The 26,108-nt window shown below is 61.3% G+C and carries 25 protein-coding genes and 5 pseudogenes; 12 read left to right on the top strand and 18 right to left on the bottom strand.

The window, feature by feature from the left end; genetic code table 11:
* Positions 1-29: 29 nt before the first annotated feature.
* The 5 genes from G7047_RS30000 to G7047_RS30020 form a co-directional block, all read right to left on the bottom strand.
* Positions 30-1,178 (bottom strand): site-specific integrase, encoded by a 1,149-nt coding sequence (locus tag G7047_RS30000; protein ID WP_166312397.1) that lies wholly within the window; start codon positions 1,176-1,178, stop codon positions 30-32.
* The gene (locus tag G7047_RS30005) at positions 1,175-1,708 is read right to left on the bottom strand and encodes a DUF1817 domain-containing protein (RefSeq protein WP_166312398.1); all 534 of its coding nucleotides are present in this window, start codon (positions 1,706-1,708) and stop codon (positions 1,175-1,177) included. The genes G7047_RS30000 and G7047_RS30005 overlap by 4 nt, the downstream gene beginning before the upstream one ends.
* Positions 1,705-2,220, bottom strand: coding sequence for a hypothetical protein (locus G7047_RS30010; RefSeq protein WP_166312399.1), 516 nt, complete (start codon positions 2,218-2,220; stop codon positions 1,705-1,707). The genes G7047_RS30005 and G7047_RS30010 overlap by 4 nt, the downstream gene beginning before the upstream one ends.
* Positions 2,217-3,626, bottom strand: a complete 1,410-nt coding sequence (gene yjjJ / locus G7047_RS30015; protein WP_371813913.1) for a type II toxin-antitoxin system HipA family toxin YjjJ — start codon at positions 3,624-3,626, stop codon at positions 2,217-2,219. Before yjjJ ends, G7047_RS30010 begins: the two co-directional genes overlap by 4 nt.
* A gap of 722 nt (positions 3,627-4,348) precedes the next feature.
* Positions 4,349-4,783, bottom strand: coding sequence for a mercury resistance transcriptional regulator MerR (locus G7047_RS30020; protein WP_000414383.1), 435 nt, complete (start codon positions 4,781-4,783; stop codon positions 4,349-4,351).
* Positions 4,784-4,854: 71 nt separating this feature from the next.
* Here G7047_RS30020 and merT point away from each other — a divergent pair, with 71 nt between their 5' ends.
* The 6 genes from merT to G7047_RS31295 all read left to right on the top strand — a co-directional run bounded on the left by merT (position 4,855) and on the right by G7047_RS31295 (position 8,069).
* The gene (gene merT, locus G7047_RS30025; RefSeq protein WP_015272416.1) at positions 4,855-5,205 is read left to right on the top strand and encodes a mercuric ion transporter MerT; all 351 of its coding nucleotides are present in this window, start codon (positions 4,855-4,857) and stop codon (positions 5,203-5,205) included.
* A gap of 15 nt (positions 5,206-5,220) precedes the next feature.
* Positions 5,221-5,496, top strand: coding sequence for a mercury resistance system periplasmic binding protein MerP (gene merP / locus G7047_RS30030; protein WP_000732290.1), 276 nt, complete (start codon positions 5,221-5,223; stop codon positions 5,494-5,496).
* Positions 5,497-5,567: 71 nt separating this feature from the next.
* Positions 5,568-7,253, top strand: a complete 1,686-nt coding sequence (gene merA, locus G7047_RS30035; RefSeq protein ID WP_003090700.1) for a mercury(II) reductase — start codon at positions 5,568-5,570, stop codon at positions 7,251-7,253.
* A 17-nt stretch (positions 7,254-7,270) separates the two neighbouring features.
* Positions 7,271-7,636, top strand: a complete 366-nt coding sequence (gene merD / locus G7047_RS30040; protein ID WP_043792548.1) for a mercury resistance co-regulator MerD — start codon at positions 7,271-7,273, stop codon at positions 7,634-7,636.
* On the top strand, positions 7,633-7,869 hold the full coding sequence (gene merE / locus G7047_RS30045) for a broad-spectrum mercury transporter MerE (RefSeq protein ID WP_003132004.1): 237 nt from the start codon (positions 7,633-7,635) through the stop codon (positions 7,867-7,869). The genes merD and merE overlap by 4 nt, the downstream gene beginning before the upstream one ends.
* A complete protein-coding gene (locus G7047_RS31295) occupies positions 7,866-8,069 on the top strand; it encodes an EAL domain-containing protein (RefSeq protein WP_043792550.1) in 204 nt (67 codons plus the stop codon). Before merE ends, G7047_RS31295 begins: the two co-directional genes overlap by 4 nt.
* A gap of 359 nt (positions 8,070-8,428) precedes the next feature.
* Here the strand turns inward: G7047_RS31295 and G7047_RS30055 are convergent.
* The 5 genes and pseudogenes from G7047_RS30055 to sul1 form a co-directional block, all read right to left on the bottom strand.
* Positions 8,429-8,626 (bottom strand): annotated as a pseudogene (locus G7047_RS30055) (Tn3 family transposase); the annotation flags it as partial.
* Between the two features lie 54 nt (positions 8,627-8,680).
* Positions 8,681-9,445 carry an IS6-like element IS6100 family transposase gene (locus tag G7047_RS30060; RefSeq protein ID WP_001389365.1) on the bottom strand — a complete coding sequence of 255 codons (765 nt, stop codon included), beginning with the start codon at positions 9,443-9,445 and terminating at the stop codon, positions 8,681-8,683.
* 117 nt (positions 9,446-9,562) lie between these two features.
* Positions 9,563-9,631 (bottom strand): annotated as a pseudogene (locus G7047_RS31300) (hypothetical protein); the annotation flags it as partial.
* A gap of 320 nt (positions 9,632-9,951) precedes the next feature.
* Positions 9,952-10,452, bottom strand: a complete 501-nt coding sequence (locus G7047_RS30070; RefSeq protein ID WP_000376623.1) for a GNAT family N-acetyltransferase — start codon at positions 10,450-10,452, stop codon at positions 9,952-9,954.
* 127 nt (positions 10,453-10,579) lie between these two features.
* A complete protein-coding gene (sul1, locus tag G7047_RS30075; protein WP_000946487.1) occupies positions 10,580-11,431 on the bottom strand; it encodes a sulfonamide-resistant dihydropteroate synthase Sul1 in 852 nt (283 codons plus the stop codon).
* A gap of 101 nt (positions 11,432-11,532) precedes the next feature.
* Between sul1 and intI1 (G7047_RS30995) the strand changes: the two are divergent.
* From intI1 (G7047_RS30995) to G7047_RS30085, 3 genes and pseudogenes are all read left to right on the top strand, one after another.
* Positions 11,533-11,832: pseudogene (gene intI1, locus G7047_RS30995) on the top strand (class 1 integron integrase IntI1); the annotation flags it as partial.
* Positions 11,833-12,186 (top strand): annotated as a pseudogene (locus G7047_RS31000) (TCP-1/cpn60 chaperonin family protein); the annotation flags it as partial.
* A 274-nt stretch (positions 12,187-12,460) separates the two neighbouring features.
* Complete coding sequence (locus tag G7047_RS30085; RefSeq protein ID WP_022742855.1) at positions 12,461-13,945, top strand: IS91 family transposase; 1,485 nt, start codon at positions 12,461-12,463, stop codon at positions 13,943-13,945.
* 91 nt (positions 13,946-14,036) lie between these two features.
* Here G7047_RS30085 and G7047_RS30090 read toward each other — a convergent pair whose 3' ends face one another.
* Both G7047_RS30090 and tet(G) read right to left on the bottom strand, forming a co-directional pair.
* Positions 14,037-14,828, bottom strand: coding sequence for a LysR family transcriptional regulator (locus G7047_RS30090; protein WP_001253717.1), 792 nt, complete (start codon positions 14,826-14,828; stop codon positions 14,037-14,039).
* A 20-nt stretch (positions 14,829-14,848) separates the two neighbouring features.
* Complete coding sequence (gene tet(G), locus G7047_RS30095; protein WP_001257840.1) at positions 14,849-16,024, bottom strand: tetracycline efflux MFS transporter Tet(G); 1,176 nt, start codon at positions 16,022-16,024, stop codon at positions 14,849-14,851.
* Between the two features lie 103 nt (positions 16,025-16,127).
* On the opposite strand from tet(G), the gene tetR(G) reads away from it, so the two are divergent.
* Entirely contained in the window at positions 16,128-16,754 is a 627-nt protein-coding gene (gene tetR(G), locus G7047_RS30100) for a tetracycline resistance transcriptional repressor TetR(G) (protein WP_000163574.1), read from the top strand.
* On the opposite strand, the pseudogene G7047_RS31610 reads toward tetR(G), so the two are convergent.
* The 4 genes and pseudogenes from G7047_RS31610 to G7047_RS30125 form a co-directional block, all read right to left on the bottom strand.
* Positions 16,751-16,834, bottom strand: a pseudogene (locus G7047_RS31610) (DUF3363 domain-containing protein); the annotation flags it as partial. The gene tetR(G) and the pseudogene G7047_RS31610 overlap by 4 nt on opposite strands.
* A 105-nt stretch (positions 16,835-16,939) precedes the next feature.
* Entirely contained in the window at positions 16,940-17,776 is an 837-nt protein-coding gene (locus G7047_RS30115) for an aminoglycoside O-phosphotransferase APH(6)-Id (protein ID WP_000480968.1), read from the bottom strand.
* On the bottom strand, positions 17,776-18,579 hold the full coding sequence (aph(3'')-Ib, locus tag G7047_RS30120; RefSeq protein ID WP_001082319.1) for an aminoglycoside O-phosphotransferase APH(3'')-Ib: 804 nt from the start codon (positions 18,577-18,579) through the stop codon (positions 17,776-17,778). The genes G7047_RS30115 and aph(3'')-Ib overlap by 1 nt, the downstream gene beginning before the upstream one ends.
* Before the next feature lie 11 nt (positions 18,580-18,590).
* Entirely contained in the window at positions 18,591-19,259 is a 669-nt protein-coding gene (locus tag G7047_RS30125; protein WP_023434504.1) for a recombinase family protein, read from the bottom strand.
* Positions 19,260-19,384: 125 nt separating this feature from the next.
* Here G7047_RS30125 and G7047_RS30130 point away from each other — a divergent pair, with 125 nt between their 5' ends.
* On the top strand, positions 19,385-22,270 hold the full coding sequence (locus G7047_RS30130; RefSeq protein ID WP_006473469.1) for a Tn3 family transposase: 2,886 nt from the start codon (positions 19,385-19,387) through the stop codon (positions 22,268-22,270).
* Positions 22,271-22,435: 165 nt separating this feature from the next.
* Here G7047_RS30130 and G7047_RS30140 read toward each other — a convergent pair whose 3' ends face one another.
* Positions 22,436-23,650, bottom strand: coding sequence for a chloramphenicol/florfenicol efflux MFS transporter FloR2 (locus tag G7047_RS30140; RefSeq protein WP_000214125.1), 1,215 nt, complete (start codon positions 23,648-23,650; stop codon positions 22,436-22,438).
* 216 nt (positions 23,651-23,866) lie between these two features.
* Entirely contained in the window at positions 23,867-24,850 is a 984-nt protein-coding gene (folP, locus tag G7047_RS30145; RefSeq protein ID WP_023835631.1) for a dihydropteroate synthase, read from the bottom strand.
* A 101-nt stretch (positions 24,851-24,951) separates the two neighbouring features.
* On the opposite strand from folP, the gene intI1 (G7047_RS30150) reads away from it, so the two are divergent.
* Positions 24,952-25,965: a class 1 integron integrase IntI1 gene (gene intI1, locus G7047_RS30150; RefSeq protein ID WP_000845039.1), complete on the top strand. Its 1,014-nt coding sequence runs from the start codon at positions 24,952-24,954 to the stop codon at positions 25,963-25,965.
* The last annotated feature ends 143 nt before the right edge of the window (positions 25,966-26,108 follow it).

A 26,108-nucleotide genomic window follows, 5' to 3' on the forward strand; every position in this document is an offset into this window, starting at 1 on the left:
CCTAAAACAAAGCCCCTCGGGGGCTTTTGTCATTGATCGAGCGGTTCTTCTTTGTCAGAGGCGGCTTCGAGCGCATTTCGCCACGCCTGTCGCCTCTTGTGGTCGTAGCGGGCCGTCACCTTCAGGCTGGAGTGCCGCGCCTGGGCCTGCACGTACCGTGGGTCTACCCCCGCCTCCATGGTGTGCGAGACGCCTGTGTGTCGCATCCAGTGGGGCGATGCCAGCATAAGCCGTTGTGCGGCTCGGTCATCTTCATCCTTCACCAGCGCAGCCGCCATCTTGAAGATCTCTTTGCAGATCAGGTAGATGGCCTGGGGCGTGATGCCCTTGTCTTTGCCGGTGACCGCAAGGATGGCTGGCAGGGTCTCCTTGTACGCGGGCAGAGGTGACAGGCCCAAGGAGGTGCGGTAGATGCGCAACTCGTCCATGAGCTTGGAGGTGGCCACGATATTCGCTTTCTTGCCGCCCTTGCCCACCAGCTTGATGTCCCAACCCTGGGGCGATGGCTCAAAACTCCCCATGGTCAGCATCGCGGCCTCTTCGCGGCGCAGGTAGGCGCGGTACAGCAGCTGGGTGATCCAGCGTGCGCGGTGGTAGTGCTTGAGGTCGCGGTCGCTCTCGCGCGGCAGTGACTCGACGGCTTGCTGGACAGCCAGCCATTCGCGCTCGCTCAGGGCCTCTTCCACCTCCTCATCCGGCGCGGTCTTACCCATTCCCTCGTGGGCCATCTTCACCGGGTTGAACATGCAGTAAGGATCAACCTTGGTGCGGCGTAGCTCCCGCATGGCGGTGAACATCCTGAACAGCACCGTCAAGGTGTGCTTGACGCTCTCGGTGGACAGGGGTTTTCTGAAGGGTTGGTGCTTCCAGCCTTGGGAGAGAAGGTACTCATGATCGAAGGGGCGAGGGTTCTCCAGAAACAACAGGTAGTCGTTGATGTCCTGGGTGACCACCTCGGGCAGCAGATCCGGCGCAGGTGGTCGCCTGGCGCGCAGCCACACCAAGAAGCGGTAGCACTCCTTTTCGTAGGAGCGCGTGGTGTGCCGTGACTTCTTGGAGTAGGTGTCCAGGAACGCGCGGATCGCTGACACATCGTCGGTGATGTAGCGGGTGATGAGCGCCAGTTCTGCTTCACCGGCTGGACGAACTGGGTACTGGTAGGAGGTGAGGGTGTTCATGGCGATACCAGCTCCGCACATGCGCTGGTGGCAGAGGCCTTGGATTGGGCCGGGGTGATGCCAAAGGCGAGGAACATGGCGTTGCCGCGCTCAAACAGGTCGAGCATCTTCTGAGCCAGCTCGTGGCGGTCGAGAAACTCCATGCCGACCAGATCCTCTCGGCGGTTGACCTTGACTTGGCAAATCAGGCCCATGAGCAAAGGGATAGCACCCACGTTGCGCATGAGGAACCACAGCCAGTGTGGCCACTGCTGGATCAGCTTGCCAAAAAAGGCGCGGACTTCGGGCACCTCCACCAGCTCACGCGGGTCGTTGTCGTAGCCTGTGATGTGGATGAGCAGGGATTCTTGGAAGCGCAGCGCTGTCTCTTTGGAGTCGGTCAGGGCCATCAGGCGCTCCAAGGCGCTGGAGATGTTGCCTGCTTCGATTTCAGTGCGGGTCAGGTCCAGCACCACCAATGCCTCATCGTTGAAGTTGGCCAGCCCTTCGGCATCGGTACGCATCAGAAGGATTTTGGGGTCTTTGCTCATGGCATCCCTTTACGCCGGTAGATGTTCAAGCCCGTGCTCTCGAAGTAATAGCGGAAGGTCTTCTCTGGGAGCCATTCCTCGCCCTCGGGGCCCTGCACCAGCAGCTGGAGATCTTTGGTCTGTTGGCTGCCGCGCAGTCGCACGATGTGGGCGCGCTGATCCTCATCGGCAAGGCCGCTGGATCTGACGGCCACCACTTCGTCGCCAATCTCGAACTCAGGACGCTCAACGGGCACTTCACGGACGGGCTTGAGCTTGAGCTTTGCCGCGCGGGCGGTGCGCAGTTCTTCCTTGATTTGCTGTGTGCACTGGGGAATACCGGCAATGGCGCATTCCCACAGGCGGGCTCTGCCGGGGTCTTCAAAGACCGTGTACAGACGCTGCCGGGACACGCCCAGGTACTGAGCGGCATCCCGTATCGACCAGCCCTTGGTGCGAAGGCGCTCAGCCAGGAACCCGCCTTTTTTCGTGCTTTGCAGGGTGGGCTGGGTGGAGGAGTGTGGCGCTGTCATGGTGCCAGCCGCTTCAGGCGCTCTGCCGCCTGGTCGATGTGGGTCTGGAGCTTGTCAACGCAGGGGGCGAAGTCGCGGCTCAACAGGGAGGAGTCGCGCAGGCGCATCACGTAGTCTTGGGCCAAGGACAGGGCCCGTGCCCAGGTGCTTGCCCTCACCAACTCGGTGATGTCCAGGCTCAAGCGAAACTCTGAGAGTTCCCCATGGGCAGACGGCGCAAATGCCATAGGCGTCATGTCGTACACGGGCGTCAGAGGGTAGGTGCGTCTATCGTCACCAAAGCAGGACAAGTTACCGCTGTGCATGTCGGTATTGCCAATCAAGGTGCCGAAGGCCCAGCGCAAGCATGCCTCGTCCATGCCTCCACTTGAGATCAATCCCGCGCGCACCAAGGCCTTGGCGATAACGGGCCAGCTTCCACCGCTGCCCGCGTACTCGTGATCCAGTGCAGCAAACGAATGCACAGCTCTACGACCGAGCTCTCCCGTGCGGTCGAACCGCTCCACCTCAAGGAAACGCTGAGCCCCCGAATCCAAGATGCGGGAGGTGGCGGCATCAACGCCACCATCGGCCAGCACTTGCAGGGCCAGGTGCTCGGCCGCGAGAAGGTCGCGCCACCGCTTGGACGCAGGGCTGTCCTCTGGGATGGTGAATTTGACGATCACATGACGTGGGGTACCGCCTTCAGGCTGGACGCAGGCGGTGAATTTGGGCACCTCACCACCGAGCAGGGCGCTCACATCGCCTTGTTCAGCGGAAGCGGCCATCTGCACGTAGTGCTGGGCGCAGCTTTCTTGGGGCAGGGGCTGCGGGGCAGGGGAGTTGATGAAATCCTCTGCCGGGGCATGGCCGATCATGAGGTTACCGGGGAGGTCGATACCGTAAAGGGTGACCGCACGCAGCCGCTGTTCGTCACTCCAGTCGCTCAGGCGCTCAGAAAAGCCCAGAGTCTGGCCGTAACGCTTGGCTAGGGCACGACCCATGTAGCCCTGTGGAAGAACATCAGATAGCCACCACGGAAACCCATCAATGTGTTCGGATAAGACAGCATCGTTGAGCAAGACAAATCCGTCTCGGCACACGGGCACAAACATGGCCTTCGGGATGAGATAGCCATGCTCGTTGACTTTGAAAAGAGGCACATGCAGTTCTGCCCGTGAGGAGTCCCGCAGCACGTAGAAAACATTTCTGGCCGCGCCTACTCGGATGACCTCATCCCCCAGCTTCATGATGGCCCGTGAAACGGTGGGCTGGCTCACATGGAGCTTTTGAACGAGAGCCGCTGTCCTGCTGGGCCCAAGCCGGAGCAAGTTGCGAACTTGATCAGCGGTGATCTGAATAGCTGATTGCATAGATAGAAGCATACTGCATCGCATGCGCTTATGCTTAGATTTCCAGCTCGGCATGGCAGTGGCCGTGCAGCACGGCTGCGGTGTGCCAAACACTCATCAGGCTAGTTCTTGGGAGGCTTTGACTTCGAGCCTCCCTCAACCGACCTTTTCTCAAGCACTCGGGAGCGCTGATCTCCGAGCGCTAGGCATTGGACAAGTGAAGGAGCGGTTTCGCGCACGCGCGGGCATGCCTATCTCTCAAACGGGTGCGTTCACTGTGACGCGCTGCAGGGTGCGTTTTTTGAGCACGAGGTCTTTGGCGAGGATGCGGCTGCCTTAACCGTGGACTGCAATAAGGCCCGCGAGCTGCTTGATGGAGCCCGGTTCGACACGCCGTTTCGCTGGGTGTTCGATGAACGGTTTGAGCCAGGCACAGACTTGCCCTAAAAAGAAGAGCGTTGAATGCCATGCGCAGGCAGCGCTCGAAGTTTGCAAGTTCCTGCGCTTGTGACAATCTAAACCGCACTACTCCTTTAAGAATCCACCGCGACACCACTTCAAGGCAGCTAATTTATCTTCCAGCGGCAAGGACTTAAACGGCTTTTTACCTTTGCCCCAGGTCATAAAAGCACCCGCTAGATCAGCCTTGGTTTCGAGCTTCTGCGCATCTGCTGACCCGAAATTTTCTCTTGCGAAATTACGGAGGAAGGTGTCTGTTGCTTTCCATCGGTTTCTATCATTTTGGGGTCGTCTCAGAAAACGGAAAATAAAGCACGCTAAGGCGTAACTACCCTCGGCTACACCGCGTCGGCACCACGCGGCTCTTTCTCCCCTTGCAGCGAAGCAATCAGCGGGCAAGAAACGTTCCCTTGCCGCGCATGGCAGGCGAACACAAGTTCGGATAGCACGGTTTCCATGCGCGCCAGGTCGGTCATTTTTTCGCGCACGTCCTGAAGCTTGTGCTCGGCCAGGCTGCTGGCTTCCTCGCAGTGGGTGCCGTCATCCAGCCTCAGCAGCTCTGCGATCTCGTCGAGGCTGAATCCGAGCCGCTGGGCTGATTTCACGAAGCGCACCCGCGTCACATCCGCCTCGCCATAGCGGCGGATGCTGCCATAGGGCTTGTCCGGCTCCGGCAACAAGCCCTTGCGCTGATAGAACCGGATTGTTTCCACGTTGACCCCGGCCGCCTTGGCGAAAACGCCAATAGTCAGATTCTCCAAATTTTTTTCCATATCGCTTGACTCCGTACATTGGTACGGAAGTAAGCTTAAGCTATCCAATCCAGATTTGAAAGGACAAGCGTATGTCTGAACCTCAAAACGGGCGCGGGGCGCTCTTCACTGGCGGGCTAGCCGCCATCCTCGCCGCGGCTTGCTGCCTGGGGCCGCTGGTTCTGATCGCCCTGGGGTTCAGCGGCGCTTGGATCGGCAACTTGACGGTGTTGGAACCTTATCGCCCGATCTTCATCGGCGCGGCGTTGGTGGCGCTGTTTTTCGCCTGGCGGCGCATCTACCGACCGGCGCAAGCCTGCAAACCAGGGGATGTGTGTGCGATTCCCCAAGTGCGCGCTACTTACAAGCTCATTTTCTGGGTCGTGGCCGCGCTGGTTCTGGTCGCGCTCGGATTTCCCTACGTCATGCCATTTTTCTATTAATCACAGGAGTTCATCATGAAAAAACTGTTTGCCTCTCTCGCCATCGCTGCCGTTGTTGCCCCCGTGTGGGCCGCCACCCAGACCGTCACGCTGTCCGTACCGGGCATGACCTGCTCCGCTTGTCCGATCACCGTCAAGAAGGCGATTTCCAAGGTCGAAGGCGTCAGCAAAGTTAACGTGACCTTCGAGACACGCGAAGCGGTTGTCACCTTCGATGATGCCAAGACCAGCGTGCAGAAGCTGACCAAGGCCACCGAAGACGCAGGCTATCCGTCCAGCGTCAAGAAGTGAGGCACTGAAAACGGCAGCGCAGCACATCTGACGCCCTTGTCTGCTACCACAAACGAAAAAGGATCTGTCGCATGACCCATCTAAAAATCACCGGCATGACCTGCGACTCGTGCGCGGCGCACGTCAAGGAAGCGCTGGAAAAAGTACCCGGCGTCCAATCTGCCATAGTGTCCTATGCCAAGGGCGCGGCCCAGCTCGCCCTTGATCCAGGCACAGCGCCGGACGCACTGACCGCCGCCGTGGCTGGCCTGGGCTACAAAGCGATGCTCGCCGATGCCCCGCCGACCGACAACCGCACTGGGCTGTTCGACAAGGTGCGCGGCTGGATGGGTGCCGCCGACAAGGGCAGCGGCGGCGAGCGCCCGTTGCAAGTCGCCGTGATCGGCAGCGGTGGAGCCGCGATGGCGGCAGCACTGAAGGCCGTCGAGCAAGGCGCGCAGGTCACGCTGATTGAGCGCGGCACCATCGGCGGCACCTGCGTCAACGTCGGTTGTGTGCCGTCCAAGATCATGATCCGCGCCGCCCACATCGCCCATCTGCGCCGGGAAAGCCCATTCGACGGCGGCATGCCACCCACACCGCCGACGATCTTGCGCGAGCGGCTGCTGGCCCAGCAGCAGGCCCGTGTCGAAGAACTCCGTCATGCCAAGTACGAAGGCATCCTGGACGGCAATTCAGCCATCACCGTTCTGCACGGTGAAGCGCGTTTCAAGGACGACCAGAGCCTTATCGTTAGTTTGAACGAGGGTGGTGAGCGCGTCGTGATGTTCGACCGCTGCCTGGTCGCCACGGGTGCCAGTCCGGCCATGCCGCCGATTCCGGGCCTGAAAGAGTCACCCTACTGGACTTCGACTGAGGCCTTGGTCAGCGACACCATTCCCGAACGCCTGGCCGTCATCGGCTCGTCGGTGGTGGCGCTGGAACTGGCGCAAGCCTTCGCCCGGCTGGGTAGCCAGGTCACGATCCTTGCGCGCAGCACGCTGTTCTTCCGCGAAGACCCTGCCATCGGCGAGGCCGTCACAGCCGCCTTCCGTGCCGAAGGAATCAAGGTACTGGAACATACGCAAGCCAGCCAAGTCGCCCATGTGGACGGCGAATTCGTGCTGACCACTGGACAGGGCGAAGTGCGCGCCGACAAGCTGCTGGTCGCCACCGGCCGGACACCGAACACGCGCAGCCTGGCATTGGAAGCGGCGGGGGTAGCCGTCAATGCGCAGGGGGCCATCGTCATCGACAAGGGCATGCGCACCAGTAGCCCGAACATCTACGCGGCCGGCGACTGCACCGACCAGCCGCAGTTCGTCTATGTGGCGGCAGCGGCCGGCACTCGTGCGGCCATTAACATGACCGGCGGCGACGCCGCCATCAATCTGACCGCGATGCCGGCCGTGGTGTTCACCGACCCGCAAGTGGCGACCGTGGGCTACAGCGAGGCGGAAGCGCACCACGATGGCATCGAAACCGACAGCCGCACGCTGACGCTCGACAACGTGCCGCGTGCGCTCGCCAACTTCGATACCCGCGGCTTCATCAAGCTGGTCATCGAGGAAGGCAGCGGACGGCTGATTGGCGTACAGGTGGTGGCCCCGGAAGCGGGCGAACTGATCCAGACGGCTGTTCTCGCCATTCGCAACCGCATGACGGTGCAGGAACTAGCCGACCAGTTGTTCCCCTACCTAACGATGGTCGAGGGCTTGAAGCTCGCGGCGCAGACCTTCAGCAAGGACGTGAAGCAACTGTCCTGCTGCGCCGGATAAGGAAAAGGAGGTGTTCGATGAACGCCTACACAGTGTCCCGACTGGCCCTTGAGGCCGGGGTGAGCGTGCATATCGTGCGCGACTACCTGCTGCGCGGATTGCTGCGGCCAGTCGCCTGCACCACGGGCGGCTACGGCTTGTTCGATGACGCCGCCTTGCAGCGGCTGTGCTTTGTGCGGGCCGCTTTTGAGGCGGGCATCGGCCTGGACGCATTGGCGCGGCTGTGCCGGGCGCTGGATGCGGCGGACGGCGACGAAGCGGCCGCGCAGCTTGCCCTGCTGCGTCAGTTCGTCGAGCGTCGGCGCGAAGCGTTGGCCGATCTGGAAGTGCAGTTGGCCACCCTGCCGACCGAGCCGGCACAGCACGCGGAGAGTCTGCCATGAACAACCCCGAGCGCTTGCCGTCCGAGACGCACAAACCGATCACCGGCTACCTGTGGGGCGGACTGGCTGTGCTGACTTGCCCCTGCCACCTGCCCATCCTCGCTGTCGTGCTGGCCGGCACAACCGCCGGTGCTTTCCTCGGCGAGCATTGGGTCATCGCGGCGCTCGGTTTGACCGGCCTGTTCCTTCTGTCCCTGTCGCGGGCGTTGCGGGCATTCAGGGAAAGAGAATGAGCGCTTTCCGGCCGGATGGATGGACGACGCCGGAACTGGCCCAAGCGGTCGAGCGCGGGCAGCTTGAACTGCACTACCAGCCCGTCGTCGATCTGCGCAGTGGTGAGATTGTCGGCGCGGAAGCCCACAAGGCCGACCAGGCAGCGCCGGCCCTCTATGGCCCCGAGAAGGGGCCAGAAAGGCCCGCCAGGGCCTCGTAGCCTAGCGGCGAGGGCCACCGGCCCGGTGAGCGTCGGGAAGGCGCTGGAAGCCCGCCAGGGGCGAGACGGGCGGCCGTGGCCGCCTGGCTCGATGCGTAGCACGACATAGCCGGTTCTCGCGGCCGCCGGCCGGGAGAATCCCCCGCAGCTTGGCCCCTCAAATGTCAAAGAGTGGATCTCATCGTCGGAAGTGGCGATGCGAGATCCAGCGGCGGCCGTCATCGTCGGAACTGGCGATGGGGCCCTCGGGGCATCGTTGGATGTGGCGATGGTCGACCGTGGCCAGGACGTGGCCAGCCTCGCCGGAAGTGACGATGCTGCAGCTCGGGGTCGTCTCAGAAAACGGAAAATAAAGCACGCTAAGCCGGTTGCAGCGGCCGTAGCGGCCTGAACTTGCCCGCGCCGATCTTGGCGCTGCTGCGCCAGAGGTAATCGCCGGTCAGGTTGATGTGCTCCCAGCCGAGCGGCGACAGGTACTGCAACAGGCCGTCATCGACGGCTTGACCGTGGCCACGCAAGGCGTTCGCGGCCCGCTCCAGATAGACCGTGTTCCATAGGGCTCTGTTGCAAAGATTGGCGGCAGTCAGAGGTAGGCTGTCGCTCTGCGCCGATCAGGCGGCTGCTGCGAAATGGTGGTTGAGCATGCCCATGGCCTCCGTCAGCGCCGAGGGCCCAATGCCAAAAGCTCTCTCCACAAGGCGCACCTCGCCCCTGATGCCGGGCTGCAGGCACCAGGGGCGAGCCTGTCCTTTGCGCAGGGCTCGCATGACTTCGAATCCCTTGATCGTGGCATAGGCCGTGGGGATCGATTTGAAACCGCGCACCGGCTTGATCAGTATCTTGAGCTTTCCGTGATCGGCCTCGATCACGTTATTGAGATACTTCACCTGCCGGTGGGCCGTCTCCCGGTCCAGCTTTCCTTCGCGCTTCAATTCGGTGATCGCTGCACCATAGCTCGGCGCTTTGTCGGTATTGAGCGTGGCAGGCTTTTCCCAGTGCTTCAGGCCTCGCAGGGCCTTGCCCAGGAACCGCTTCGCTGCCTTGGCGCTGCGGGTCGGCGACAGGTAGAAATCGATCGTGTCGCCCCGCTTGTCGACTGCCCGGTACAGGTAGGTCCACTTGCCCCGCACCTTGACGTAGGTTTCATCCAGGCGCCAGCTCGGATCAAAGCCACGCCGCCAGAACCAGCGCAGCCGCTTCTCCATCTCCGGGGCGTAGCACTGGACCCAGCGATAGATCGTCGTATGGTCGACCGAAATGCCGCGTTCCGCCAGCATTTCCTCAAGGTCGCGATAGCTGATCGGATAGCGACAATACCAGCGCACCGCCCACAGGATCACATCACCCTGGAAATGGCGCCACTTGAAATCCGTCATCGTTCCGTCCGTCCAATCTCCGCCAAGCATGCTCAAGCTTCACGATTTTTGCAACAGAGCCCACACGAGTATTGAGCATAGTCGAGATTGGTGCAGATCACTTCTGATATTGAACTGTCAGGAGCTGGCTGCACAACAGCCATTACGCCCAATCAACTGGTGCAGTCGTCTTCTGAAAATGACATTTGGTATCTCTCATAAACGGATGTTTTTGAGAGAACTATCTTCGGCCTTCACACGCACGAAAGGCGGCGAAGCTCCGCCGTTAATCCGTCCGCCGGAGATCTCGCCCAGGCAGGCTGAAGGCCGAGCAAGCCTGACAGGCCCGAAAAGCCCGGCACGGGCGTCGGCGGCGATGACGGCGGCGGCATTATCCAGGGTTGATGATGGAAGTGGAGGATATCGACAACCTCTCGCGCAACCAAGACATCGCGGTCGGACTGCAAGTGATCTTGAAGCCACGGGCCCGTCCCACCCCGACATGGACCTCGATGCCCGAACGGACGTTAGATTTCGAGTTCTAGGCGTTCTGCGATGAAGGTTGGATCCCAGCCGGGATTGAAAGTGTCGACGTGGGTGAATCCGAGCCGCTCGTATAGGCCACGCAGGTTCGGGTGGCAGTCGAGCCGCAGCTTGGCGCACCCCTGCGTTCGCGCGGCATGGCGGCAAGCCTCGATCAGCGCGGAGCTGACACCCCGGCCCGCATGTGTCCGTCGCACCGCGAGCTTGTGCAGATATGCGGCCTCCCCCTTGAGGGCGTCGGGCCAGAACTCGGGATCCTCGGCCGACAAGGTGCAACAGCCGACGATGCCGTCGCTGCAACTCGCGACTAGGAGCTCGGATCTCAGGACGAAGGTCTCCGCGAATGTCCGGTCGATCCGCGCGACGTCCCAGGCGGGCGTTCCCTTGGCGGACATCCACGCCGCAGCGTCGTGCATCAGCCGCACAACCTCGTCGATATCACCCGAGCAGGCGACCCGAACGTTCGGAGGCTCCTCGCTGTCCATTCGCTCCCCTGGCGCGGTATGAACCGCCGCCTCATAGTGCAGTTTGATCCTGACGAGCCCAGCATGTCTGCGCCCACCTTCGCGGAACCTGACCAGGGTCCGCTAGCGGGCGGCCGGAAGGTGAATGCTAGGCATGATCTAACCCTCGGTCTCTGGCGTCGCGACTGCGAAATTTCGCGAGGGTTTCCGAGAAGGTGATTGCGCTTCGCAGATCTCCAGGCGCGTGGGTGCGGACGTAGTCAGCGCCATTGCCGATCGCGTGAAGTTCCGCCGCAAGGCTCGCTGGACCCAGATCCTTTACAGGAAGGCCAACGGTGGCGCCCAAGAAGGATTTCCGCGACACCGAGACCAATAGCGGAAGCCCCAACGCCGACTTCAGCTTTTGAAGGTTCGACAGCACGTGCAGCGATGTTTCCGGTGCGGGGCTCAAGAAAAATCCCATCCCCGGATCGAGGATGAGCCGGTCGGCAGCGACCCCGCTCCGTCGCAAGGCGGAAACCCGCGCCTCGAAGAACCGCACAATCTCGTCGAGCGCGTCTTCGGGTCGAAGGTGACCGGTGCGGGTGGCGATGCCATCCCGCTGCGCTGAGTGCATAACCACCAGCCTGCAGTCCGCCTCAGCAATATCGGGATAGAGCGCAGGGTCAGGAAATCCTTGGATATCGTTCAGGTAGCCCACGCCGCGCTTGAGCGCATAGCGCTGGGTTTCCGGTTGGAAGCTGTCGATTGAAACACGGTGCATCTGATCGGACAGGGCGTCTAAGAGCGGCGCAATACGTCTGATCTCATCGGCCGGCGATACAGGCCTCGCGTCCGGATGGCTGGCGGCCGGTCCGACATCCACGACGTCTGATCCGACTCGCAGCATTTCGATCGCCGCGGTGACAGCGCCGGCGGGGTCTAGCCGCCGGCTCTCATCGAAGAAGGAGTCCTCGGTGAGATTCAGAATGCCGAACACCGTCACCCTGCTGCGTAACATCGTTGCTGCTCCATAACATCAAACATCGACCCACGGCGTAACGCGCTTGCTGCTTGGATGCCCGAGGCATAGACTGTACAAAAAAACAGTCATAACAAGCCATGAAAACCGCCACTGCGCCGTTACCACCGCTGCGTTCGGTCAAGGTTCTGGACCAGTTGCGTGAGCGCATACGCTACTTGCATTACAGCTTACCAACCGAACAGGCTTATGTCCACTGGGTTCGTGCCTTCATCCGTTTCCACGGTGTGCGTCACCCGGCAACCTTGGGCAGCAGCGAAGTCGAGGCATTTCTGTCCTGGCTGGCGAACGAGCGCAAGGTTTCGGTCTCCACGCATCGTCAGGCATTGGCGGCCTTGCTGTTCTTCTACGGCAAGGTGCTGTGCACGGATCTGCCCTGGCAGGGCATCAACGAAGACCAGAACCTGGGCATCGCCATCACCCGCCGTGCGCTGGAAGCCCCGCTGCGCGCCATCGTGGCCAACGCCGGTGAAGAACCGAGCGTGATCGTGGCCAACGTCAAGGCCGGCGAAGGCAGCTACGGCTACAACGCCGCCACCGGCGAGTTCGGCGACATGATCGCCATGGGCATCCTGGACCCGACCAAGGTGACCCGCTCGGCCCTGCAGCACGCCGCTTCCGTCGCCGGCCTTGCGATCACGACCGAAGTGGTCGTGGCCGAAGTGCCGAAGAAGGAAGAGCCGGCCATGCCGGGTGCTGGCGGTATGGGCGGCATGGGCGGCATGGATTTCTGATCCGGTTGGCCCGGTCGTCAGGGAACCGGACCGCGCCAGCGCGGTCCGATCCCGGCAACGACCCGACATCAAGGCCCCAAGGACGGGGCCGGAGCCCGGCAGCGATGCCGGGCTTTTTGTTGTGCCCGCGCCGCGGCAATGTCTGACGCGAAGATCAGAACGCACCGATACGAACGTGCGAACACAGGCGCAACACTGAGCAGCCGTCCCCGCACCGGAGCGCTGCGTGCCGCGCCTCGCCACATCCCGGCGGCAAGCCGCGGGATGCGCGCCACTGCCGTCCGCCCACACCGGTTCGCGGTACGCGCGCCACGCGCCCGAGCGCACGCTGCTGTACGCGTTGGTAGAGGCGCACTACCCGGACTTCATTGCACGGATCGAAGCGGAGGGCCGCTCGCTGCCCGGGTATGTCCGCGAGGCGTTCGATGCCTACCTGCGTTGCGGCGTACTCGAGCACGGCTTCCTGCGGGTGGTGTGCGAGCACTGCCGTGCAGAGAGGCTGGTGGCCTTCTCCTGCAAGAAGCGCGGGTTCTGCCCGAGTTGCGGCGCGCGACGCATGGCCGAGAGTGCGCGGCACCTGGTCGAGGAGGTGTTCGGCCCGCGGCCTGTGCGGCAATGGGTGCTGAGCTTTCCGTACCCCTTGCGTTTCCTGTTCGCCAGCAAGCCAGAAGCCATTGGCCCGGTGCTGGGCATCGTGCAGCGCGTGATCGCCGGCTGGTTGGCCGATCAAGCCGGCATCGACCGCGCCAGCGCCCAGTGCGGCGCGGTGACGCTGATCCAGCGTTTCGGCAGCGCGCTGAACCTGAACATCCACTTCCACATGCTGTGGCTCGACGGCGTGTACGTGGAAGCCACCGAGCTGCCGCGGCGCGAACTGCGCCTGCACCGCGCCCGTGCGCCCACCACCGCGCAGTTGACCCAGCTGGCAGCTACCATCGCGCACCGGGTGTGTCGGCACCTGACGCGCAAAGGCTGGCTCGAAGGGGAGGGCGAATCGGCCTTCCTGGCAGACAGCGCTGCAGGCGACGACAGCATGGATGGGCTGCGGATGAGTTCGATCACCTACCGCATCGCCACCGGCCGCGACGCTGGCTGCAAGGTCGTCACGCTGCAAACGCTGCCCGGTGACGCCGGTTCGCTGGAGGGCGAAGCCGGCAAGGTCGGCGGCTTCTCACTGCATGCCGGCGTGGCGGCCGAAGCACACGAAAGCCACAAGCTGGAAAAGCTGTGCCGCTACATCACGCGCCCGGCGATCAGCGAGAAGCGGCTGTCGATAGCGCTCCAGGGCAGGGTGCGTTACCAGCTCAAGACCCCGTGGCGCAATGGCACCACGCATGTGGAATGGGATCCGGTGGATTTCATCGCCAAGCTGGCGGCGCTGGTCCCGCCACCTCGCGCGCATCTCACCCGCTTCCACGGCGTATTCGCCCCGAATGCAAACCTGCGTGCGCAGCTGACGCCCTCGGGGCGCGGCAAGCGGCCTGCGGGCGATGCGGCGCCAGTGGACGTCAGCGCCCACGACGCGCCGCGCAGCCCCGAGGAGAAGCGCCGTGCGATGAGCTGGGCGCAACGGCTCAAGCGGGTCTTTTCCATCGACGTCACCGCCTGCGTCCACTGCGGTGGCACCGTGCGGATCGTCGCCAGCATCGAGGAACCCACCGCCATCCGCGCCATCCTCGCCCACTTCGAGAAGCACGGCGCGCGGGAAGAAGCGCACTACAGGCCCGCAGCGCGCGCGCCGCCAGTGCAAGCCGCGTGACGATCTGCCGGCTGCACAGCCGACGGCGAAACCGGAATCCGAGCCGATGCGGCCACGATCCGCAGGGCGGCGCTCGGCCCGCTGTCGGGAATCAGCGAAGCATGGCTGCTGACAACGCCGCTGCGTGGCCCCGCGATGCCGAAATCCCACTCACAGACGTCCGATCCGTGCCCAAAACGGGGCTTGCGCGACCGCCGCCTACCCAGCAGACTGCCCGAAAAGGGCGTTTGAACTTCCTATACGCAAGGAACGTCTCGCCTGCCAAATCGGGCCATGTGACGGCTGACCGCTTGGCGAGCGGATGCCGTTCCGGTAGCACCGCCAAGAGCGGTTCGGTCCATGTGCGACGGGAATGGCAGTCGGGTGGTTGGGGCGTGCCCGCGACGAACGCCACGTCCAACCTGCCGGCGCGAAGCTGCACCACCGCTTCACGGGCCGGGCCTTCGGCGATCTCGACTTCAACATCGGGGTAATCCTTGCGGTATTGGCCGATCAGCTTTGCGAGGAAGCTATGCGGAATCAGGGCATGGATACCGATACGAAGCCGGCCGCTTTCTCCGGCTGCCGCCATGCCGGCGGTTTTCACCGCATGGTCGAGTTGGTCAATACCTACGGCTATCCGCTCGACGAAATGGCGTCCGGCCTCGGTCAGCCGAACGCCGCGCGCATGACGCTCGAACAAGAGGATGCCGAGGTCTTCTTCCAGTGCCTTCACGCGGGCGCTGACGCTGGACTGTGCAACGCCGAGCGCGTTGGCGGCGTGACGGAAGTTGAGATATTCGGCGACAGCGAGAGTGTGAACTAAGGTCATCATTGGCACTCGCCCCGAAAGGAGATGATTGCTCAACAGATTTAATCCGTCATTTCTCCTAAGTCTACGCATGCCAAATCGCCATGACTAAATCACAATGAAGTTGCGAATGGTCTGCGTAGTATTGGCAGACATATTAAATAGAGGATCGCGCCGACAATCCAAACCCAACCGTTCCATGCCCCGGCGGTGGCAGAATAGAGTGCTGTGAAGCCAAGCGGTCCTGCGATAGAGCTTAGATTGGTGAGGCTCGTTAGCGTTCCTTGCAAAGCCCCTTGCTTGTTACTGCTGACATTGTTTGAGAGCATTGCCTGCAAGGCCGGCATGCCAACACCCCCGGCGGCAAGCAGCAACAGAATCGGGAACACCATCCATCCCTGCGTGGCAAAAGCCAGAAGAACGAAGCCAGTCGCATCCGCAGCCATGCCAAACAGCAGCGTGCGCCGCTCTCCAAGCCGGCTTGAAAGCGGGCCGGTAACAAACGCTTGGAAGATCGCATGTGTTGCCCCAAACGCCGCGAGCGACAAACCAACGGTCGCGGTGTTCCACTGAAAACGGTCCTCGCCATATATGACCCATAGGGCTGCAGGCACTTGGCCGATCAGTTGAATAATGAAGAAAACTGCGAAAAGCGCACCTAGCCCGCGCAATGCATCATCCAGCCGTAACAGAACGAATGGTTTGATGCGAACCGGCTTTCCGGTCCCGCCATGGCTGTGATGAGTCTCCTTGAGGAAAATGCAGGCAAGCAGGAACGCGAACCCGTTGAGAAGGGCGGCGGCGATAAACGGGGCATGAGCAGAGATACCACCGAGCATGCCACCAAGTGCTGGCCCGGCAATCATGCCCGCCCCATAACAGGCCCCCATGTAGCCGAACCAGCGTGCGCGAGAACCTTCCCCCGTCGAATCGGCAATGGTTGAGGCTGCTACAGCTCCGGTTGCGCCCGTGACGCCGGACACGAGTCGGCCGATATAGAGCACCCATAAGACCGGCGCTGATGCCATAATCGTGTAATCGACTGCGGCTCCTGCAAGAGAAGCCAGAAGTACCGGACGCCGACCGTAAGAATCCGAAAGCTGTCCAAGCATGGGCGCGAAGACGACCTGCATCAATGCATAGAGCGACAGCAAGGCACCATAGTGTCCAGCGACCTGCTCTGCTGGCACAAGCTCACGCAGAAGCGTCGGAAGGACGGGCATGATGAGGCCGAGACCCATGGCGTCAAGACCCACGATCAGCAGGGCAATGATGGCAGAGCTGCGCACCTGAAACTCCAGCGCCGCTCAATGGAGCGACTTTATCAACGATAAGGAGATGGAAATATAACTTATCGGTGATAAATTGTCAAGCACTGGCGAAGGAACGTGAATGACCAAACTGGACAAGGGCACCGTGATCGCGGCGGCGCTAGAGCTGTTGAACGAGGTTGGCATGGACAGCCTGACGACGCGGAAGCTCGCTGAACGCCTCAAGGTTCAGCAGCCTGCGCTTTACTGGCATTTCCAGAACAAGCGAGCGCTGCTTGATGCGCTCGCCGAGGCGATGCTGGCGGAACGCCATACCCGCTCGCTACCCGAAGAGAATGAGGACTGGCGGGTGTTCCTGAAAGAGAATGCCCTGAGCTTCAGAACGGCGTTGCTCTCTTATCGGGACGGCGCGCGTATCCATGCCGGCACTCGACCGACAGAACCGAATTTTGGCACCGCCGAGACGCAAATACGCTTTCTCTGCGCGGAGGGCTTTTGTCCGAAGCGCGCCGTTTGGGCGCTCCGGGCGGTCAGTCACTATGTGGTCGGTTCCGTTCTCGAGCAGCAGGCATCTGATGCCGATGAGAGAGTTCCGGACAGGCCAGATGTGTCCGAGCAAGCACCGTCGTCCTTCCTGCACGATCTGTTTCACGAGTTGGAAACAGACGGCATGGATGCTGCGTTCAACTTCGGACTCGACAGCCTCATCGCTGGTTTCGAGCGGCTGCGTTCATCTACAACAGATTAGAGGCTTATGCCCCTTTGCCGCCCCAACTGCCACGACACCGATCCGCTTTGCACGATGCCCATGACCTCACGGCCGAGCTGGGGTCGTTTGCGGGAAGGGGCGGAATCCTACGCTAAGGCTTTGGCCAGCGATATTCTCCGGTGAGATTGATGTGTTCCCAGGGGATAGGAGAAGTCGCTTGATATCTAGTATGACGTCTGTCGCACCTGCTTGATCGCGGCCGCGATAGCTAGATCGCGTTGCTCCTCTTCTCCATCCGCGTTCCAAGCTGCGGAAAGGCACCCATAAGCGTACGCCTGGTCGAGCAGGCGACGCGGATCGACGTCCAGCGCACGAGAGAATGCGTCCGCCATCTGTGCAATGCGTCTAGGATCGAGACAAAGGTCGTCTCTGTCAGCCGGATCGTAGAACATATTGGCGGCGCCAAAGCCCACTTCACCGACCAGACCGACGGGATCTATCACCAGCCAGCCGCGACTGGAGAACATGATGTTTTCATGATGCAGATCGCCATGTAGCCCACGCAGTTCCGAGGCATTGCTCATCATTTGATCGGCTATAATCGCCGCGTGGACGTAGTCAGTTTGACAACCTGCGTTTTGATCATCGCGCGCCCGCTGAAACAAAGCTGCAAAGCGATCCCGGATCGGGAGAAGGGCAGAAGGCAGGGGTTCCTCAGATGCGGCATACAGCTTCGCCATTAGTTCCGCTGCAATTTCGGTCGCCTGGTAGTCGCCGTGCTCGGCAACGATGTGAGAGAGCATTCGCTCCCCGGCATATTCGAGCAACATCAGATTGTTCTCACGACCGAGCAACCGGACTGCTCCCCTCCCATTGCGCCATACCAGATAGTCGGCCCCGCGCAGTTCATCAGCAATGTCTTCTATAGGTTTCAATCCCTTGACGATTGCAGGAGTCCCGTCTGGCAATGAAACTTTCCAAACGAGGCTGGAAAAGGTGTCCGCAATGAGAACAGGTTGCGAAACGTGCCAATGAGCAGGAAAAACAGGCGGCATGAACATCAACCCCAAGTCAGAGGGTCCAATCGCAGATAGAAGGCAAGGCGTTCGCGGTCGGGGGCTTCGATCCCCAATACATTGAATAGGACAGCGAAGGCGCGCTCTGCTTCATCTGGCGCTGCCCAGTTCTCTTCGGCGTTAGCAATCATGAGTGCCAAATCGGCATAGCGATCTGCTGTTCCGAGCCGCCCAAGGTCGATCAGACCCGTGCATTGAAGAGTTTTAGGGTCCACCATGAAGTTCGGCATGCAGGGATCACCATGGCAAACAACCATATCGGTGCGCTCTTGGTCGAGCCGCACCGGTAGCTCTCGTTCGACACGAGCCAAAAGATCGAGCTGCGGCGTACTCTTGTCCTCGTCCGGTAAGAAGTCGGGATTGACGGCATTGCGGGACACCACATCAACGGCGCGTCCGAACATTCGCGACAGCCTGCGCTCAAACGGACATTGATCAACCGATAGGCTGTGAACAGCGCCAAGTTGCTGCCCCATTGACGGCCACGCTTTGAGCAAATCCGCTCCAGACAGATCAGCCGCCGGTACTCCCGGAATTGCCGTTATCACCAAGCATGCACCCTCCTGTTCCTCCTGCCAGTTGATGACCTCGGGGCAAGCCACACCTCGACCTTTGAGCCAAATGAGGCGGTCACGCTCTCCAGCGAGCTCACCGCGGCGGGAAGCAGGTGCGATTTTCGCGAAGGCATGCCCGTCACCACGTCGAAAAACAAAATCACCAGATTCTCCGCCTCTGACAGGCAACCAGTCAGAATGCGATTCACCAAAAAAAATATTAGTTCGATTCAATGGAGGTTCCTTCAGTTTTCTGATGAAGCGCGGAGGTGGCTCAACTTGCGAAAAGAAACGAGTTGCGACGTAAGTCCGAGAACATGCTTTCCATGGTCTCTGAGCTCGCCTTTGGGACCGACATATCGGTAGAGAGTGACGCGCTCGATGCCGAGTTCCTTGCAGAGATCGGAAACTGAAGTATCGCGCTGGGCCATGGCGGCTTGCGCGAGACGCACCTGAGCTTTGGTGAGCGCGAATTTTCGTCCGCCCTTGCGACCGCGCGCTCTCGCGGAGGCGAGACCCGCCATGGTGCGCTCTCGGATCAGATCCCGCTCGAACTCGGCCAAGGTGGCGAAGATTCCGAACACCATGCGACCGGACGCAGTCGTGGTGTCGATCTGAGCGCCCTTTCCAGTCAGAACCCGCAGGCCGATCTTGCGGTCTGACAGCTCCTTCACCGTGTTGACCAGATGGGCAAGCGATCGTCCGAGGCGATCGAGCTTCCAGACCACCAGCACATCGCCGTCACGCAATGACTTGAGGCAGGCAGTCAAGCCAGGGCGATCATCACGACCGCCGGAAGCAAGATCATCATAGATATTGTCCCGTTCGACACCTGCGGCGCGCAAGGTGTCGTGCTGCAGGTCGAGAGACTGCGAGCCATCGGCTTTGGAGACGCGGGCATATCCGATCAGCATGTATCACAAACGTTGGTTTGAGGCGGCGCTTCGGCCACGATTGCATTGACCTCTGGAAATGTATCTCAACCAGCTTCATAAACAAAGCGTCTTGAACGCTATCAGATTTTGAAAAAGGAACATGTATGCCGCGTCGCGTCACTCTAACCGATCGGCAGAAAGACGCGCTGTTGCGCTTGCCGACTTCACAGACGGATTTGCTCAAGCACTATACGCTGAGTGATGAAGACCTTGGGCATATCAGGCTGCGTCGGCGCGCTCACAACAGGTTCGGCTTCGCCCTGCAATTGTGTGTCCTGCGCTATCCCGGCCGGGTGCTGGCTCCAGGCGAACTGATCCCTGCAGAGGTCATCGAATTTATCGGAGCGCAGCTTGGCCTGGGTGCCGACGATCTCGTAGACTATGCTGCCCGCGAGGAAACACGGCACGAGCATCTTGCCGAGTTACGGGGGCTCTACGGCTTCCGCACCTTCTCCGGACGTGGTGCGAGCGAGCTGAAGGAATGGTTGTTCCGAGAAGCCGAGATGGCGGTGTCGAACGAGGATATCGCCCGTCGCTTCGTAGCCGAGTGCCGACGCACCCGCACTGTCCTTCCCGCGACATCCACGATCGAGCGGCTTTGTGCCGCGGCTCTCGTCGATGCCGAGCGACGCATCGAGACGAGGATCGCCATTCGTCTGCCTATGTCGATCCGAGAACAGTTGCTGGCATTGCTCGAGGAGACGGCTGATGATCGGGTGACCCGTTTTGTGTGGCTGCGCCAGTTCGAGCCTGGCTCGAACTCTTCGTCGGCCAACCGGCTGCTCGACCGGCTCGAATATCTGCAACGCGTCGATCTCCCCGAGGATCTGCTTGCCGGCGTTCCTGCCCATCGGGTGACTCGTCTGCGCAGGCAGGGTGAACGGTATTATGCCGACGGCATGCGCGATCTCCCGGAGGACAGGCGGCTTGCGATCTTGGCTGTTTGCGTCTCGGAATGGCAGGCGATGTTGGCCGACGCAGTGGTCGAAACCCACGACCGGATCGTCGGCCGTCTCTACCGTGCTTCGGAGCGTATTTGCCATGCAAAGGTCGCAGACGAAGCGGGGGTGGTGCGTGACACCCTGAAATCCTTCGCCGAGATCGGGGGCGCCCTGGTCGATGCACAGGATGATGGCCAGCCGCTGGGCGACGTCATCGCGAGCGGATCAGGGTGGGACGGCTTCAAAACCCTTGTTGCAATGGCAACCAGGCTCACCGCCACCATGGCCGACGATCCGCTCAACCATGTGCTCGACGGTTATCACCGCTTCCGCCGATACGCTCCACGCATGTTGCGCCTGCTCGATCTGCGAGCTGCGCCCGTTGCACTGCCGCTTCTGGAAGCGGTGACGGCCCTTCGTACCGGTTTGAACGATGCCGCGATGACCAGCTTCTTGCGGCCCAGCTCGAAATGGCATCGCCACCTTCGGGCCCAGAGGGCTGGCGACGCTCGCCTATGGGAGATCGCGGTGCTGTTCCATCTGCGCGATGCGTTCCGCTCCGGAGATGTCTGGCTTACTAGGTCCCGGCGCTATGGCGATCTGAAACACGCACTCGTTCCGGCACAAGCCATCGCGGAAGGCGGTCGTCTCGCTGTGCCATTGCGGCCGGAGGAATGGCTGGCAGACCGGCAAGCTCGCCTCGACATGCGGTTGCGCGAGCTTGGCCGTGCCGCTCGCGCAGGCACGATCCCGGGCGGGTCGATTGAAAACGGCGTTCTGCATATCGAGAAACTCGAAGCCGCCGCGCCGACAGGCGCCGAAGATCTGGTGCTCGATCTCTACAAGCAGATCCCGCCCACGCGCATCACCGATCTCCTGCTGGAGGTGGATGCGGCGACCGGCTTCACCGAAGCGTTCACCCATCTGCGCACAGGAGCACCCTGCGCTGACCGGATCGGGCTAATGAACGTTATCTTGGCGGAAGGGATCAACCTCGGCTTGCGCAAAATGGCGGATGCGACAAACACCCACACCTTCTGGGAATTGATCCGCATTGGACGGTGGCATGTCGAGGGCGAAGCCTATGACCGGGCGCTGGCCATGGTGGTCGAGGCACAGGCAGCGTTACCCATGGCCCGGTTCTGGGGCATGGGCACGTCGGCTTCGAGCGACGGACAGTTCTTCGTCGCTACAGAGCAAGGTGAGGCCATGAACCTGGTCAACGCGAAATATGGCAATACCCCGGGCCTGAAAGCCTATAGCCACGTCTCCGACCAATATGCGCCGTTCGCAACCCAGGTGATTCCTGCAACGGCAAGCGAAGCGCCTTACATCCTCGATGGCCTGCTGATGAACGATGCTGGACGCCATATCCGCGAGCAGTTCACCGACACGGGCGGCTTCACCGATCACGTCTTTGCCGCATGTGCCATTCTCGGCTACCGGTTCGCTCCGCGCATCCGCGACCTGCCATCCAAACGGCTCTACGCGTTCAATCCGTCGGCCGCCCCGGCGCACCTGCGAGCGTTGATCGGCGGAAAGGTCAACCAAGCCATGATCGAGCGCAATTGGCCCGACACCCTGCGCATCGCCGCCACCATTGCTGCCGGGACCGTCGCGCCAAGCCAGATTCTGCGGAAACTCGCCTCCTATCCGCGGCAGAACGAGCTCGCGACAGCCCTGCGGGAAGTCGGTCGCGTCGAGCGCACCCTGTTCATGATCGACTGGATTCTGGATGCCGAACTCCAACGGCGTGCCCAGATCGGGCTCAACAAAGGCGAAGCTCATCATGCGCTGAAGCGGGCAATCAGCTTCCACCGCCGCGGTGAAATCCGCGACCGTTCCGCCGAAGGCCAGCATTACCGCATCGCCGGCATGAATCTGCTCGCCGCCATCATCATCTTCTGGAACACCATGAAGCTCGGCGAGGTCGTTGCAAACCAGAAACGCGATGGAAAGCTGCTATCGCCCGATCTCTTGGCCCATGTTTCGCCGCTCGGATGGGAACACATCAATCTCACCGGAGAATATCGCTGGCCAAAGCCTTAGCGTAGGATTCCGCCCCCTCCCGCAAACGACCCCGAGCTGGCGGTCGATGACCGGCCGCCACGGGACAAGGGAAATGAGCGGTATCTTGCCAGACAGGATACCGCCATTCACGAGGTTTCGAAGATTATTGCGCCGCATCGGAGCGGGCTTGCTTCCAGTCGTCGGCTAGACGACTGGCGACTTCTCGGTGGCAGCATCACGGGATCGAAGGAGCGCCAGCCCCAACGACACCAGCACTGCCATTGCCGTGGCGTAACAAATCACGGGCCACGCTGTATCGCCGTTTAACAGCGTCACCGCCAATGTCCCGACGATACTGACTATCAGGCTTTGGATGCAGAAGTAGAACGCAACCGCTGATCCAGCGATGTCGTCGAACTGCGCAAGTGCGCCGTTGGCGGTAACGGACACCGTGAAGACAATGCCGACCGCGACAACCCACATCGGCAGGATGAAGCTGAAAAATGACGGCGATCCGAAAAGTTGGCCGATCCCCAACAGGATCGCGCCGGAAACGAGCAACGCCATCCCGCGCGCTACGCATCCCGCGATACCCCATTTGGCAACGAAGGACTTTGCGAAGCGGGTTGTCGTGACCATGACCAGCGCGACAGTCGCGAAGGCCAAGCTAAATCCGATCTCGGAATAGCCGGCTTGGCCTATGAGAACACGGGGGGCTGTCGAGAAGAAAACGAAGAATGTGCCCATGCCGGCACTAAATCCGACCGTGTAAACCCAAAAGGCCGGACTCGCGAAGATCGGCAAAACAGATCGTTGCGTTCTGGCCTGATCCAACGGTCGGGTTTCATGCCACCTGAAACTGGCGTTTAAGAGTGCGAGCGAAGCCAGTGCAGCCAGTGTGATGAAGATCGCCTGCCATCCCCAAAACTCGCCGATCAGCGCACCGGCTATAGGGCCGAGCGCAGGCACGAACGCCAGCATCGAACTGAAAAGGCCGTAGATGACGGCACCTTCGGGACGATTGGCATATACGTCGCGCACGGTCGCGAAGGTGGCCACCAGCATGGCCGATGCTCCAACAGCCTGAACCAGACGAAACGCAACAAAGGCTAATGCAGTTGAAGAACAAGCCGCTCCCAGAGACGCAGCAACGAAAGCCGTTGCGCCTACAAGCAGGATCGGCCGTCGCCCGACGCGATCGGAGAGTGGCCCAAAGATCACTTGGCCCACACCGAGCATCACCATGTAGAGGCTCAACGTGAGTTGGATTATGGATGGAGTCGTGTTCAGGACGCCCGGCATCGCCGGAACGACTGGAAGATAAATATCCATCGCCAGCGAGGCGAGGATGTCGAAGGGAGCCATAAGCAGCAAGGCTGCCGGCAGCGTATAGGCCCACGCGGGGCGTGTGGTGGTCATGACGAATCAACCGCTCGATTAAGGATACCGGGCAGCGTCTGCTCGTCAGCAATCAGATGGGATTGGTCTTACAGAGCGCCGCAACAACAATTCTGATGTTGCGGCTTACTTGTCTGCTGACTTGGAATTTCCCATGCTGATGGCTCCACGATTACGAAATTGAATAGCAGCTCTTATCGAATTAGTTGTTGCGTTGCAATGCGGTATCGTTGGCTCCTATAGCCCCAACCCCCGCTGCCGCCCTAACTGCCACGACACCGAACCGCCCTGCATGATACCCGCGACCTCGCGGCCGAGCTGGCGGTCGATGATCGGCCGCCACGGGACAAGGGTGAACTCGTGGCTCTTTTCCACGATGGCGAACTTGCCGCTCGTTAGCTGGACAGTCCCGGTGAACTTGCCGCTGACACTCTCACCATCCTTGGCGGCGCGGAACGGCAGCGCCTTGCCCTCGGCCATCTCCGCACCGGCGCGCGCAACTTCCCGCTCGCGCAGGGTGGCGAGAAGATTGCGCCGGTAGAAGATTCGGCCGTCCCTGTTGCGCGTGGCGTCGCGCTGTTCGATATGATGCTCGCGGCGCTGGTCCATGGCTTCGCGGACCTGTTGCCCGAAGCCGGTCGGCGCAAGGTCGGCCGTTTCGCCATGGACCAATCGCCGGTCCATCCCCGGATCGAGGATGAGCCGGTCGGCAGCGACCCCGCTCCGTCGCAAGGCGGAAACCCGCGCCTCGAAGAACCGCACAATCTCGTCGAGCGCGTCTTCGGGTCGAAGGTGACCGGTGCGGGTGGCGATGCCATCCCGCTGCGCTGAGTGCATAACCACCAGCCTGCAGTCCGCCTCAGCAATATCGGGATAGAGCGCAGGGTCAGGAAATCCTTGGATATCGTTCAGGTAGCCCACGCCGCGCTTGAGCGCATAGCGCTGGGTTTCCGGTTGGAAGCTGTCGATTGAAACACGGTGCATCTGATCGGACAGGGCGTCTAAGAGCGGCGCAATACGTCTGATCTCATCGGCCGGCGATACAGGCCTCGCGTCCGGATGGCTGGCGGCCGGTCCGACATCCACGACGTCTGATCCGACTCGCAGCATTTCGATCGCCGCGGTGACAGCGCCGGCGGGGTCTAGCCGCCGGCTCTCATCGAAGAAGGAGTCCTCGGTGAGATTCAGAATGCCGAACACCGTCACCCTGCTGCGTAACATCGTTGCTGCTCCATAACATCAAACATCGACCCACGGCGTAACGCGCTTGCTGCTTGGATGCCCGAGGCATAGACTGTACAAAAAAACAGTCATAACAAGCCATGAAAACCGCCACTGCGCCGTTACCACCGCTGCGTTCGGTCAAGGTTCTGGACCAGTTGCGTGAGCGCATACGCTACTTGCATTACAGCTTACCAACCGAACAGGCTTATGTCCACTGGGTTCGTGCCTTCATCCGTTTCCACGGTGTGCGTCACCCGGCAACCTTGGGCAGCAGCGAAGTCGAGGCATTTCTGTCCTGGCTGGCGAACGAGCGCAAGGTTTCGGTCTCCACGCATCGTCAGGCATTGGCGGCCTTGCTGTTCTTCTACGGCAAGGTGCTGTGCACGGATCTGCCCTGGCTTCAGGAGATCGGAAGACCTCGGCCGTCGCGGCGCTTGCCGGTGGTGCTGACCCCGGATGAAGTGGTTCGCATCCTCGGTTTTCTGGAAGGCGAGCATCGTTTGTTCGCCCAGCTTCTGTATGGAACGGGCATGCGGATCAGTGAGGGTTTGCAACTGCGGGTCAAGGATCTGGATTTCGATCACGGCACGATCATCGTGCGGGAGGGCAAGGGCTCCAAGGATCGGGCCTTGATGTTACCCGAGAGCTTGGCACCCAGCCTGCGCGAGCAGCTGTCGCGTGCACGGGCATGGTGGCTGAAGGACCAGGCCGAGGGCCGCAGCGGCGTTGCGCTTCCCGACGCCCTTGAGCGGAAGTATCCGCGCGCCGGGCATTCCTGGCCGTGGTTCTGGGTTTTTGCGCAGCACACGCATTCGACCGATCCACGGAGCGGTGTCGTGCGTCGCCATCACATGTATGACCAGACCTTTCAGCGCGCCTTCAAACGTGCCGTAGAACAAGCAGGCATCACGAAGCCCGCCACACCGCACACCCTCCGCCACTCGTTCGCGACGGCCTTGCTCCGCAGCGGTTACGACATTCGAACCGTGCAGGATCTGCTCGGCCATTCCGACGTCTCTACGACGATGATTTACACGCATGTGCTGAAAGTTGGCGGTGCCGGAGTGCGCTCACCGCTTGATGCGCTGCCGCCCCTCACTAGTGAGAGGTAGGGCAGCGCAAGTCAATCCTGGCGGATTCACTACCCCTGCGCGAAGGCCATCGGTGCCGCATCGAACGGCCGGTTGCGGAAAGTCCTCCCTGCGTCCGCTGATGGCCGGCAGCAGCCCGTCGTTGCCTGATGGATCCAACCCCT

The sequence above is a fragment of the Diaphorobacter sp. HDW4A genome (assembly GCF_011305995.1).
In the GTDB taxonomy this organism is placed as follows: domain Bacteria; phylum Pseudomonadota; class Gammaproteobacteria; order Burkholderiales; family Burkholderiaceae_C; genus Diaphorobacter_A.

Coding starts and splice junctions, on each gene's coding strand:
- merE (WP_003132004.1), top strand. CDS start 7,633: ATGAACAACCCCGAGCGCTTGCCGTCCGAGACGCACAAACCGATCACC.
- G7047_RS31295 (WP_043792550.1), top strand. CDS start 7,866: ATGAGCGCTTTCCGGCCGGATGGATGGACGACGCCGGAACTGGCCCAA.
- G7047_RS30125 (WP_023434504.1), bottom strand. CDS start 19,259: ATGCTGATCGGATATGCCCGCGTCTCCAAAGCCGATGGCTCGCAGTCT.
- intI1 (WP_000845039.1), top strand. CDS start 24,952: ATGAAAACCGCCACTGCGCCGTTACCACCGCTGCGTTCGGTCAAGGTT.
- folP (WP_023835631.1), bottom strand. CDS start 24,850: ATGTTACGCAGCAGGGTGACGGTGTTCGGCATTCTGAATCTCACCGAG.
- G7047_RS30010 (WP_166312399.1), bottom strand. CDS start 2,220: ATGACAGCGCCACACTCCTCCACCCAGCCCACCCTGCAAAGCACGAAA.
- sul1 (WP_000946487.1), bottom strand. CDS start 11,431: ATGTTACGCAGCAGGGTGACGGTGTTCGGCATTCTGAATCTCACCGAG.
- yjjJ (WP_371813913.1), bottom strand. CDS start 3,626: ATGCCGAGCTGGAAATCTAAGCATAAGCGCATGCGATGCAGTATGCTT.
- G7047_RS30005 (WP_166312398.1), bottom strand. CDS start 1,708: ATGAGCAAAGACCCCAAAATCCTTCTGATGCGTACCGATGCCGAAGGG.
- G7047_RS30115 (WP_000480968.1), bottom strand. CDS start 17,776: ATGTTCATGCCGCCTGTTTTTCCTGCTCATTGGCACGTTTCGCAACCT.
- G7047_RS30140 (WP_000214125.1), bottom strand. CDS start 23,650: ATGACCACCACACGCCCCGCGTGGGCCTATACGCTGCCGGCAGCCTTG.
- G7047_RS30060 (WP_001389365.1), bottom strand. CDS start 9,445: ATGACGGATTTCAAGTGGCGCCATTTCCAGGGTGATGTGATCCTGTGG.
- G7047_RS30070 (WP_000376623.1), bottom strand. CDS start 10,452: ATGGACAGCGAGGAGCCTCCGAACGTTCGGGTCGCCTGCTCGGGTGAT.
- G7047_RS30090 (WP_001253717.1), bottom strand. CDS start 14,828: ATGCGTAGACTTAGGAGAAATGACGGATTAAATCTGTTGAGCAATCAT.
- G7047_RS30130 (WP_006473469.1), top strand. CDS start 19,385: ATGCCGCGTCGCGTCACTCTAACCGATCGGCAGAAAGACGCGCTGTTG.
- G7047_RS30000 (WP_166312397.1), bottom strand. CDS start 1,178: ATGAACACCCTCACCTCCTACCAGTACCCAGTTCGTCCAGCCGGTGAA.
- merD (WP_043792548.1), top strand. CDS start 7,271: ATGAACGCCTACACAGTGTCCCGACTGGCCCTTGAGGCCGGGGTGAGC.
- merT (WP_015272416.1), top strand. CDS start 4,855: ATGTCTGAACCTCAAAACGGGCGCGGGGCGCTCTTCACTGGCGGGCTA.
- G7047_RS30020 (WP_000414383.1), bottom strand. CDS start 4,783: ATGGAAAAAAATTTGGAGAATCTGACTATTGGCGTTTTCGCCAAGGCG.
- merP (WP_000732290.1), top strand. CDS start 5,221: ATGAAAAAACTGTTTGCCTCTCTCGCCATCGCTGCCGTTGTTGCCCCC.
- merA (WP_003090700.1), top strand. CDS start 5,568: ATGACCCATCTAAAAATCACCGGCATGACCTGCGACTCGTGCGCGGCG.